A 10,945-nucleotide genomic window follows, 5' to 3' on the forward strand; every position below is an offset into this window, starting at 1 on the left:
AGACCAGGACAAGGCAGAGGGCGCCGAAACGGTAGCCGCCGGATGACCGACGGCTGGGAAGCCGGCACCACTCGGCGATGAGCGGCATGCCCGGTCCGCGCTGCCGCCGAACGCCACGGCGCCCCCGCCGTCCCCGCCGCGCACGGCGGGGACGGCGGGGGAGCTGCGCCCCGGCCCGCCCGGGCCGGCCGGCCGTGCTCCACTACGTCTCACGCCAAAAGCTATTCACTCTCAAGTGAGAGCTGCTATCGTTTAGCTATGGCCGTCAAAAATCGCTGGTTGGCGCTGATCGGCCTGACGATCAGCGTCCTCGTCATCGGATTCGATACGACGATCCTGAACGTCGCCCTGCCCACCCTGGCCGCCGACACCGGCGCCTCCGCGGGCGAGCTGCAGTGGATCATCGACTCGTACGCCGTCGTCTACGCGGCGGCCATGCTCCCCGCGGGATTCCTCGGCGACCGCTTCGGCCGGCGCAAGCTGCTGATCGTCGGACTGGTGATCTTCCTCGGCGGCTCCATCATCGGCACCCTCGTCGACACCCCGGGCGCGCTCATCGGAGCCCGTACGGTCATGGGTCTCGGCGCCGCGCTGATCATGCCGCTCACGCTGTCCCTCATCCCGACCCTCTTCAAGGGCGAGGAGCAGACCAAGGCGATCGCGATCATCACCGTGGGCGTCTCGATCGGCCTGCCGCTCGGCCCCCTGATCAGCGGCTGGCTCCTCGACCACTTCTGGTGGGGCTCGGTCTTCGTCATCAACATCCCGCTGGTCGCCGTCGGCATCCTCGCCGCCGTCCTGCTGATCCCCGAGACCAAGGACCCGGCCGCCCCCAAGATCGACATCATCAGCACGGTCCTCGGCATCCTCGGCCTCGGCGCCCTCGTCTACGGCGTCATCGAAGCCCCCTCCGAGGGCTGGGGCGACCCGGTCATCCTCGCCACCATCACCGGCGGCGCGCTGATGCTCGTCGGGCTCGTCCTGCGCGAGAAGCGCCAGCCCCGCCCGATGGTCGACCTGGAACTGCTGCGGAACCCGATCTTCGGCTGGAACACGACCTTCCTCATCCTCGGCATGTTCGTGTTCATGGGCCTGCTGTTCGTCCTCCCGCAGTACCTCCAGGTCATCCAGGGCAACGACGCCTTCGGCACCGGCCTGCGCCTGATGCCGCTCATGGCCGGCATGATCGTCGTCGCCAAGATCGTGCCGCCGCTGTCCCAGAAGTTCGGCACCCGGCCGCAGGTGATCGCCGGCCTGCTCATCATGTCCGGAGCGATGTTCCTGGGCAGCGCCACGGACGAGAACACCGGCTACGGCTACGCCGTGGTGTGGATGATCCTCGTCGGCCTGGGCACCAGCCTGGTGATGGTGTCGGCCCTGGACACCGCCCTGGGCGTCCTGCCCAAGGGCAAGGAAGGCACCGGCAGCAGCCTGAGCACCACCTTGCGCCAGGTCGGCGGCGCCATCGGCATCGCCCTGCTGGGCAGCGTCCTCAACGCCGTGTTCACCAGCAAGGTCGACACCTCCGGGGTGCCGGCGGAGGCGGCCGATGCCGCCGAGGAGTCCGTGGTCGCCGCGCAGGCGGTCGCCGCGCAGCTGGACGTACCGCAGCTCGCGCAGTCCGCCGAATCCGCCTTCGTCAGCGGCATGAGCGCCGTGCTCCTGATCTGCGGCATCGCCGGCGTCCTCGCCGCGGTCCTCGCCGCCTTCAAACTGCCGCACAGCAAGGAGAGCAGGACCGCGGAGGAGCCCGCGGACAAGACCGCGGAGGAGACCGCAGGCAAGACCGGAGGCAAGGCGGGCGGGCAGGCGGCGGAGCAGCCGCTGACCGAGGCGCTGTCCGACGCGGCGGACGGTGCCGGGAAATGAACCAGGGGCCCTCAGCGGCGGCCGACGCGGCGATGTCGGCGATCACCGGCGCAGAAGACGGCCTCGGTCTGCGCGAGCGCAAGAAGCTGCGTACCCGCCAGGCGATCCGCGCGGCCGCCCGCCGCCTGATCGACGAGCGGGGCTACGACAGCACGACGATCGAGCAGATCGCCGCAGCCGCCGAGGTCTCGCCGAGCACCGTCTTCCGCTACTTCCCCAGCAAAGAGCACATCGTCCTGACCGACGACTACGCCAACTTCACCATGGCCTTCCTGCGCGAACGCCTCGCGGACGAGCCGCCGCTGACCGCCCTGCGCGGGGTGCTGACCGAAATGGTGCGCGGCTTCGCCGGAGACCTCAGCGAGGACTACCGCTGGCGCCGGCAGCTCGTGCGCCGCGTGCCCGCGGTGCGGGCCCTGGTGGGCGAGTCGCAGGACAGGTGGATCGACACCGCGAGCGAGGTGCTGGCCGAACGGGCGGGCCTGCCCGCGGACAACCTCGAACTCCGCGTCCTGGTCGGCGCCGTGACAGGCGCCCTCCACCAGGTGCTGTGGGGAGACCGCAGCGAGGACACCGACCTGGTGGCGATGATCGAACGAGCCCTGGTGGTACTGGAGCACCCCGACTCCCTCGGAAGCCCGGACACCACCGGATAAGACGTCGCGTGACGTTTCCCCCGGCGACACGCGACAGGGCCTCCCGGCACTCGGCACCGAGTGCCGGGAGGCCCCATTTCCACCCGAGGACAGGGATCAGGAGTTGACGCGGCTCGGGCCCGGATGTCACGCTCTTCGCAGAGGCTTCATGTCCTGAGACGAACATCCGTATCCCGCCGGCCCGCCCGGCCCCGGGGATACGGATTTTTTGTTCGTTCCGGCAGGGGAAGCGACCCCACCACGGCTGCGCCGCCGCCACCACGCCCTGCGGCGCCCCCGCCCCCTGACACACACCCCCAGCCCCGACCTCCCGGCCCCCGGGCCCCCTTGGGCCCTCAAGCCTGGATGATTGCTGGTTGGCAATCTTGATGCATAAGCTAGTTGACGATTCTGACGTTGCCTCAGTTCAGACATCCGGAAGGGATTTCACGATGCGGGTTCTCGTAGTGGTCGCACCGGTGACCGCCCACCTGTTCCCCAACGTGCCGCTGGCGCAGGCGATCCAGAGCGCCGGGCACGAGGTCAGGGTGGCCAGCAACACGTCGATGACCGAGTGGATCAGCGGAGCCGGTCTGACCGCGGTCGGTATCGGGGACGACGCGCCGGGGCCGCCGAACGTGTCGGCGCAGGACCTGGACCGGTTCACCGAAGCGCTCGGGTACGAGCCCGGGTCGCAGTTCGCCCGGGTCTGGCAGGCGACCGGCTTCTACACCATGGGCAGCTGCACGCGCCTGCACCCCGACGCCGACGGGCGCGCGGTGCTCGCCGACAACCTGGTGGCCTTCGCCCGCTCCTGGCAGCCGGACCTGGTGATCTGGGACCAGGCCAGCCCGATCGGCGCGGTCGCGGCGCGCGAGGCGGGCGCGGCGTCCGCCCGGTTCCTGTGGGGCCCGGACTACTTCGGCTGGACCCACGGGCGGTTCGCCGAGCGGATGGCGGACGGCGAGGTGCAGACCAACCTGCTGGCCGAGATCCTGGCCCCGATCTTCGGCCGGTTCGGCTACGACTACACCCCCGAACTGCTGCTCGGCGACTTCACCCTGGACCCGATCCCGATGCAGCTGCCCCGCCCCGCCGAGCACCAGACGGTCCCGGTCCGCTGGGTGCCCTACACCGGGGCGTCCGCGGTCCCGAAGTGGCTGGCCGAGCCGCCGTCGCGGCCCCGGGTGTGCCTGTCGATGGGGGTGACCGCGCGCACGTTCTTCGCCGGCCGCGACGAGCGGGTCGCCGCCGTCCTCGACGCGGTGGCGGACATGGACGTCGAGGTGGTCGCCACCGTCAACGCCGACCAGCTCGGCGGCGAGAAGGTCCCCGACAACGTACGCCTCGTCGACTTCCTGCCCCTCACCCAGGTCATACCGACCTGCTCGGCGGTCATCCACCACGGCGGCTACGGCACGGCGTTCGCCGCGGCCGCGCACCGGGTGCCGCAGCTGACCGTGATGGAGGAGTGGGGCAGCGCCCTGTGCCTCACCCCCTACCTGGAATCCAGGGGCGCGGGCGTCACCCTGCACGCGGACGGCCTGACCGCGCAGAAGGTCCACCAGGGGCTGTCGCGGCTGCTGAGCGAGCCCTCGTTCCAGCGCGGGGCCGCCGCCGTCCACGCGGACCTGACCGGCGCCCCCAGCCCGACGGAGATCGTGCCGGTCCTGGAGCGGCTGACCGCGCAGTACCGCACCCGGGACTGACCGGGCGTGGACGTTCTCGCCACCCCGGTGCCCGGCGCGTTCGTGTTCACCCCGCAGGCGATCACCGACGAGCGGGGGGCGTTCTTCGAAGCGCTGCGCTGCGATCAGGTCGAGGCGGCCACCGGGCGGCCGTTTCGGCCCGAGCAGATCAACTACTCGGTGTCCCGCCGCAACACGCTGCGGGGTATCCACTCGGTGGCCGTACCGCCGGGACAGGCCAAATACGTCACGTGCGTGCGCGGGGCGCTGCGCGACATCGTCGTCGACCTGCGGGTGGGCTCGCCCGCCTTCGGCGCGTACCAGGTGACGCACCTCGACGCCGCCTCCGGGCGGAGCGTGTACGTGCCGGAGGGGGCCGGGCACGGATTCCTGGCCCTCACCGACGACGCCTGCATCTGCTACGTGGTCTCCACGCGGTACGTGCCGGGCACCCAGATCGACATCAACCCTCTCGACCCCGACCTGGCGCTTCCGTGGGGCTTCACCGAGCCGCCGCTGATGTCCGAGAAGGACGCCGCGGCGCCGGGGACGGGCGAGGCGCTCGCCGCGGGGCTGCTCGCCCCCTGGCGGGAGGCCGGGCGGGCGGGCAGCACCCACGGCAGGCACTGACCGGATGGAAATGGGGCACGCAGACATGCAGGCACAGCAGGAACAGCAGACGCAGCAGGAACAGCGGACGCAGCAGGAGGATCAGCAGCAGCTGCTGCTGGAGATGGTCCGCAAGTACCACCGGGAGGCGGCGAAGGAGACCGCGTTCGTGCCCGGGGTCACGGAGATCTGGCCGTCCGGGGCCGTACTGGACGAGGACGACCGGGTGGCGCTGGTCGAGGCCGCGCTGGACATGCGCATCGCCGCCGGCCCCAGCTCCCGCAGGTTCGAATCCCGGTTCGCCCGCAAGCTCAAGCGGCGCAAGGCGCACCTGACCAACTCGGGGTCCTCGGCCAACCTGCTGGCGCTGTCCGCGCTGACCTCCCCGGCGCTGGAGGAGCAGCGGCTGCGGCCGGGCGACGAGGTGATCACGGTGGCGGCCGGCTTTCCGACCACCGTCAACCCGATCCTGCAGAACAACCTGGTGCCGGTCTTCGTGGACGTGGAGCTGGGCACCTACAACACCACCGTCGAGCGGGTCGCGGCGGCCATCGGCCCCCGCACCCGGGCGATCATGATCGCGCATGCGCTGGGCAACCCGTTCCCGGCCGGGCAGATCGCCGAACTCGCCACCGAGCACGACCTGCTGTTCGTGGAGGACAACTGCGACGCGGTCGGCTCCCTGCTCGACGGGCGCCTGACGGGCACCTTCGGGGACCTGAGCACGGTGAGCTTCTATCCCGCGCACCACCTGACGATGGGCGAGGGCGGCTGCGTACTGACCTCGAACCTGGCCCTGGCCCGCATCGTGGAGTCGATGCGCGACTGGGGGCGGGACTGCTGGTGCGAGCCGGGGGAGAACAACAAGTGCCTCAAGCGGTTCTCGTACCAGATGGGTTCGCTGCCCGAGGGCTACGACCACAAGTACATCTTCTCCCACGTCGGCTACAACCTGAAGGCGACCGACCTCCAGGGCGCGCTGGGGCTGACCCAGCTGGCGAAGCTGGACGAGTTCGGCGACGCGCGGCGCCGCAACTGGCGGCGGCTGCGCGAGGGCCTGGACGGCACCCGGGGCCTGATCCTGCCCGAGGCGACCGAGGGCAGCGACCCCAGCTGGTTCGGGTTCGTCATCACGGTGGACCCCGGCGCCCGCTTCACCCGCGGCGAGCTGGTCGAGTACCTCGAAGACCGCAAGATCGGCACCCGGCTGCTGTTCGCGGGGAACCTGACCCGCCACCCGGCCTACCTCGACCAGCCGCACCGGGTGGCCGGAGAACTCGCCAACAGCGACATCATCACCGGCCACACCTTCTGGGTCGGCGTCTATCCCGGGCTCACCGAGGAGATGCTCGACTACGTGATCGCCTCGATCAGGGAGTTCGTGGCCGCCCGCGGCTGAACGGCACCGGCCCCCGCCGGACCGGCCCCTGCGCCCCGGCCCCGACGCCCGGCCCCCTGCCGCCCGGCTCCGCCGCACCGGCCCCGTCGCCCGTCCACGACCCGCACCCGGTTAGGGAGAGTCCCTCTCATGTCCCCGAACACGCTGCTGCGCCCCCGCGCCGACGTCGAGCTGCCCGGCAGGCTGGCCGACTCGCTCACCACCACCGAGGGCGCGATGCTGCCCACCGGCGACTTCGCCGCCTGGATGGACCAGATGCGCGGCGCCCACGCGTTCCGCGTCGATCGCATCCCCTTCGCCGCGCTCGACCGCTGGTCCTTCCACCCCGACACCGGGAACGTGGTCCACGACAGCGGCCGCTTCTTCACCGTCGAGGGCCTGCACGTCACCACCGAGGCCGGACCGCACCGCCAGTGGCACCAGCCCATCATCAAACAGGCCGAAGTGGGCATCCTCGGGATCCTGGTCAAGGAGTTCGACGGGGTCCTGCACTGCCTGATGCAGGCCAAGATGGAACCGGGCAACCCCAACCTGCTGCAGCTGTCCCCGACGGTGCAGGCCACCCGCAGCAACTACACCCGCGTCCACGAAGGCGCCCCCGTGCGCTACCTGGACCACTTCGTCACACCGGGCCGCGGCCGCGTCCTGGCCGACGTCCTGCAGTCCGAACACGGCGCCTGGTTCCACCGCAAGAACAACCGGAACATGATCGTCGAAGCCGACGGGGACATCGAGGCCCACCCGGACTTCCGCTGGCTCACCCTCGGCCAGATCGGCGAACTCCTCCACCTGGACAACGTGGTCAACATGGACGCCCGCACCGTCCTGGCCTGCGCCCCCATCGGAGCCGTCGACCGCGAGGGGTCATCCGACCCGTTCGTGGCCGCGCTGGCCCGCTCCCGGCAGGCCGGCGCACTGCACTCCGACGTCGAACTGCTGTCCTGGTTCACGGCCGAACGGGCACGCCAGAGCGTACGGGCCGAACGGGTCCCGCTGGCCGCCCTGCCCGGCTGGGTCAAGGGCACCCACACCATCGACCGGCCCGACGGCCGGTTCTTCCGGGTCACCGCCGTCTCCGTCGAAGCCGGCAGCCGCGAGGTCAGCCGCTGGACCCAGCCCCTGATCGAACCGCGCGGCCTGGGCGTCACCGCGTTCGTCACCCGCCGTATCGACGGGGTCCTGCACGTCCTCATGCGGGCCAGAGCCGAAGCCGGCTTCCTGGGCGCACTGGAACTGGGCCCCACCGTGCAGTGCGTCCCCGCCAACCACGACGACCTGCCGCCCGAGGACCGCCCCGCCTTCCTCGGCCTGGCCCTTCACCCCGCCCCCGGCACCGTCCGCTACGAGGCGGTGCACTCCGAGGAAGGCGGCCGCTTCCTCAACGCCGTCAGCCGCTACATGATCCTCGAACCCGCACCCGAGCAGGCCCCCCTCGACGCACCGCCCGGCTTCTGCTGGGCCACCGTCGGCCAGCTGACCTCCCTGGTACGCCACAGCAACTACGTCAACGTCCAGGCCCGCAGCCTGCTGGCCTGCCTGAACGGAATGCTGGCGAGGCCCCGGTGACCGCCCGTCAGCCGCCGGTACGGATCGGCGTGCTCGGCCTGGCTGACATCGCACTGCGCCGGATACTGCCGGCGATCGCCGCCCGCCCCGGCCTCCGCCTCACCGCCCTCGCCAGCCGCAGCGCGGCCAAGGCCGCCGCCCAGGCCCGCACCTACGGATGCGCCGCCGCCCCCGGCTACGCCGAACTCCTCGACCGCGACGACGTCGACGCCGTCTACGTGCCGCTGCCCACCGGCCTGCACGCCCCGTGGGTGGCGGCCGCCCTGCACGCCGGCAAACACGTGCTGGCGGAAAAACCCCTGACCACCCACGCCGCCGCCACCGAGCAGCTCCTCGGCCAGGCCGCCGCACACGGCCTGGTGCTGATGGAGAACGTGATGTTCGTCCACCACGCCCAGCACGCCGCGGTACGGCGCCTGCTGGCCGCCGGCGCCATCGGCGAACCCCGGTCCCTGCACGCCACCTTCGCCGTCCCGCAACTGCCCGACGACAACATCCGCTACCGCCCCGAACTCGGCGGCGGCGCCCTGGGGGACGTGGGCGTCTACCCCCTGCGCGCCGCCCTGCACTTCCTCGGCCCCGACCTGCGGGTGGCCGGCGCCGTCCTGACCGCGGGCCCCGCCCGCCGGGTCGACACCTCCGGCGCCGCCCTGCTGACCACCCCCGCCGGGGTGAGCGCACAGCTCACCTTCGGCCTGGAACACACCTACCGGTCGGCCTACGAGATCCGGGGGAGCACCGGCCGCATCACCGTGGCCCCCGCCTTCACCCCGCCCGCCGACCACACCCCCGTCCTGCGGCTGACCCGCGGACCGGCCACGCAGGAACTCCGCCTGGCCCCCGACGACCAGGTCGCCAACACCCTCGACGCCTTCGCCCGGGCCGTACGGGCGCGAACCCACCACGACCCCGACTGCCTGCGCCAGGCCCGGCTGCTGGACGCGATACGCGCCGCCGCCGGCACCCCCGCCCCGACCGGCACCGCCGGGCACCCGCAGAACGCCGCCGGGCCCCGGCCGGCCCCGCAGCACACCCCCTGACAGCCGCACCGCCCCGCCGAGGCGAGGGCACCGGCGGCACCGGCGACCCCGCGGCGCGACGCGAGGCGGCGCCGGATCGCCCCCAGCGAAAAGGAGAGTTCCAAGTGAAGGCATTGGTGCTGGCAGGAGGTGCGGGAACCCGGCTGCGGCCGATCACCCACACCTCCGCCAAGCAACTGGTCCCGGTGGCGAACAAACCCGTGCTCTTCTACGGGCTGGAGTCGATCGCCGAGGCCGGGATCACCGACGTCGGCATCGTCGTGGGCGACACCGCCCAGGAGATCCGCCAGGCCGTCGGCGACGGTACGGCATTCGGCCTGAACGTCACCTACCTGCCCCAGGAAGCCCCCCTCGGCCTGGCACACGCGGTGCTCATCGCCCGCGACTACCTCGGCGACGACGACTTCGTCATGTACCTCGGCGACAACTTCCTCATCGGCGGCATCACCGACCTGGTCGAACGGTTCCGGGTGGAGCGCCCCGCCGCCCAGATCATGCTGACCAAGGTCTCCGACCCGCGGGCCTTCGGCGTGGCGGAACTGGACATGGAGGGCCGCCTCGTCGGCCTCGAAGAAAAGCCCGCCGAGCCCAGGAGCGACCTGGCGCTGATCGGGATCTACCTGTTCACCCCCGCGGTCCACGCCGTCGTCGCGGACCTCAAACCCTCCGGCCGGGGCGAGCTGGAGATCACCCACGCCATCTCCGGACTCCTCGACGCCGGCCACCGGGTGGCCACGACGATCACCGAGGGCTACTGGAAGGACACCGGCAGCGTCGCCGACATGCTGCAGGTCAACCAACTCGTCCTGGAGCAGATCACCCCCGACGTCCAGGGCGCCGTCGTCGACTCGGAGTTGATCGGCCGGGTCGCGGTGGCCCCCGGCGCGGTCGTACGCGCCTCACGCATCGTGGGCCCGGCCGTCATCGGCCCCGGCACCGTGGTGGAGGACTCCTACCTGGGACCGTTCACCTCGGTCGCCGAGGACTGCCAGATCACCGACAGCGAGGTCGAGTACTCCGTCGTCCTGCGCGGCGCCGCGATCCGCGGAGTACGCCGCATCGAGGCATCCCTCATCGGCCACGAGGTGGAGGTGACCCCGGCGCCGCGCACCCCCCGGGCACACCGCCTGGTCCTCGGCGACCACAGCAAGGTGCAGATATGCGCGTACTCGTAACCGGCGCGGCCGGCTTCATCGGATCGGCCTACGCGCGCGAACTGCTCACCGGCGCCTACCCGGCCTGGCGCGACGCCCGGGTGACCGTCCTGGACGCCCTCACCTACGCCGGCAACCCCGCCAACCTCGCCCCGGTCGAGGACCGCCTCACCTTCGTGCACGGCGACATCGGCGACGCCGCCCTGCTCCGGCGGCTCGTCCCCGGCCACGACGCGGTCGTCAACTTCGCCGCCGAGTCCCACGTGGACCGCTCCATCACCGGGGCCGCCGACTTCGTACGCACCAACGTCCTGGGCGTGCAGACCCTCTTCGACGCCTGCCTCGAAGCCGGCGTCGAACGCGTCGTCCACGTCTCCACCGACGAGGTCTACGGCTCCATCGACACCGGCTCCTGGGACGAGAGCGCCCCCCTGGCCCCCAACTCCCCCTACGCCGCCGCCAAAGCCGGCGCCGACCTGATCGCCCGCGCCTACCACGTCACCCACGGCCTGCCCGTCGTCATCACCCGCTGCGGCAACAACTACGGCCCCTACCAGTACCCGGAGAAGGTCGTCCCGCTCTTCGTGACCCGGCTGCTCACCGGCGCCACCGTGCCGCTCTACGGCGACGGCCGCAACGTACGGGACTGGATCCACGTCACCGACCACTGCCGCGGCATCCAGATCGCCGCCGAACGGGGCACCCCCGGCGAGGTCTACCACATCGCCGGCACCCGCGAACTGACCAACCTCCAGCTCACCGAACGGCTCCTGGCCGCCTGCCGGGCGACCTGGGACAGGGTGGAACGGGTCCCCGACCGCCTCGGCCACGACCGGCGCTACTCCCTCGACGACACCAAACTGCGCGCCCTGGGCTACACGCCCCGGATCCCCTTCGAGCAGGGACTGGCCGACACCGTCCGCTGGTACGCGGAGAACACCGCCTGGTGGCGGCAGCCGGCCCCGAAGGAGCGCGCCCATGCCCG

The 10,945-nt window shown here is 71.7% G+C and carries 9 protein-coding genes; all 9 read left to right on the plus strand.

The window, feature by feature from the left end:
• The first annotated feature begins 258 nt into the window (after nucleotides 1-258).
• Nucleotides 259-1,869 carry an MFS transporter gene (locus H5J30_RS07810; RefSeq protein ID WP_181786421.1) on the plus strand — a complete coding sequence of 537 codons (1,611 nt, stop codon included), beginning with the start codon at nucleotides 259-261 and terminating at the stop codon, nucleotides 1,867-1,869.
• Nucleotides 1,866-2,525 carry a TetR/AcrR family transcriptional regulator gene (locus tag H5J30_RS07815; protein ID WP_181786422.1) on the plus strand — a complete coding sequence of 220 codons (660 nt, stop codon included), beginning with the start codon at nucleotides 1,866-1,868 and terminating at the stop codon, nucleotides 2,523-2,525. The genes H5J30_RS07810 and H5J30_RS07815 overlap by 4 nt, the downstream gene beginning before the upstream one ends.
• 431 nt (nucleotides 2,526-2,956) lie before the next feature.
• Complete coding sequence (locus tag H5J30_RS07820; RefSeq protein ID WP_220188653.1) at nucleotides 2,957-4,213, plus strand: nucleotide disphospho-sugar-binding domain-containing protein; 1,257 nt, start codon at nucleotides 2,957-2,959, stop codon at nucleotides 4,211-4,213.
• Nucleotides 4,214-4,219: 6 nt separating this feature from the next.
• Nucleotides 4,220-4,822, plus strand: a complete 603-nt coding sequence (locus H5J30_RS07825) for a dTDP-4-dehydrorhamnose 3,5-epimerase family protein (protein ID WP_181786423.1) — start codon at nucleotides 4,220-4,222, stop codon at nucleotides 4,820-4,822.
• Between the two features lie 25 nt (nucleotides 4,823-4,847).
• Complete coding sequence (rfbH, locus tag H5J30_RS07830; protein WP_181786429.1) at nucleotides 4,848-6,200, plus strand: lipopolysaccharide biosynthesis protein RfbH; 1,353 nt, start codon at nucleotides 4,848-4,850, stop codon at nucleotides 6,198-6,200.
• A 129-nt stretch (nucleotides 6,201-6,329) separates the two neighbouring features.
• A complete protein-coding gene (locus tag H5J30_RS07835) occupies nucleotides 6,330-7,766 on the plus strand; it encodes an NDP-hexose 2,3-dehydratase family protein (RefSeq protein ID WP_181786424.1) in 1,437 nt (478 codons plus the stop codon).
• Nucleotides 7,763-8,806, plus strand: a complete 1,044-nt coding sequence (locus tag H5J30_RS07840) for a Gfo/Idh/MocA family protein (RefSeq protein WP_181786425.1) — start codon at nucleotides 7,763-7,765, stop codon at nucleotides 8,804-8,806. Before H5J30_RS07835 ends, H5J30_RS07840 begins: the two co-directional genes overlap by 4 nt.
• Before the next feature lie 104 nt (nucleotides 8,807-8,910).
• Nucleotides 8,911-9,981: a glucose-1-phosphate thymidylyltransferase gene (locus tag H5J30_RS07845; RefSeq protein WP_181786426.1), complete on the plus strand. Its 1,071-nt coding sequence runs from the start codon at nucleotides 8,911-8,913 to the stop codon at nucleotides 9,979-9,981.
• Nucleotides 9,966-10,945: dTDP-glucose 4,6-dehydratase (gene rfbB, locus H5J30_RS07850; RefSeq protein ID WP_181786427.1), on the plus strand; the 980-nt coding region annotated here is incomplete at its 3' end. The genes H5J30_RS07845 and rfbB, both read left to right, overlap by 16 nt.

The sequence above is a fragment of the Streptomyces phytophilus genome (genome assembly GCF_013870535.1).
Taxonomy (GTDB): Bacteria; Actinomycetota; Actinomycetes; order Streptomycetales; family Streptomycetaceae; genus Streptomyces; species Streptomyces phytophilus.

What these genes read in the sequence shown, in the direction of transcription:
- H5J30_RS07810 (WP_181786421.1), top strand. Translation starts at nt 259, where the DNA reads ATGGCCGTCAAAAATCGCTGGTTGGCGCTGATCGGCCTGACGATCAGC.
- H5J30_RS07815 (WP_181786422.1), top strand. Translation starts at nt 1,866, where the DNA reads ATGAACCAGGGGCCCTCAGCGGCGGCCGACGCGGCGATGTCGGCGATC.
- H5J30_RS07820 (WP_220188653.1), top strand. Translation starts at nt 2,957, where the DNA reads ATGCGGGTTCTCGTAGTGGTCGCACCGGTGACCGCCCACCTGTTCCCC.
- rfbH (WP_181786429.1), top strand. Translation starts at nt 4,848, where the DNA reads ATGCAGGCACAGCAGGAACAGCAGACGCAGCAGGAACAGCGGACGCAG.
- H5J30_RS07835 (WP_181786424.1), top strand. Translation starts at nt 6,330, where the DNA reads ATGTCCCCGAACACGCTGCTGCGCCCCCGCGCCGACGTCGAGCTGCCC.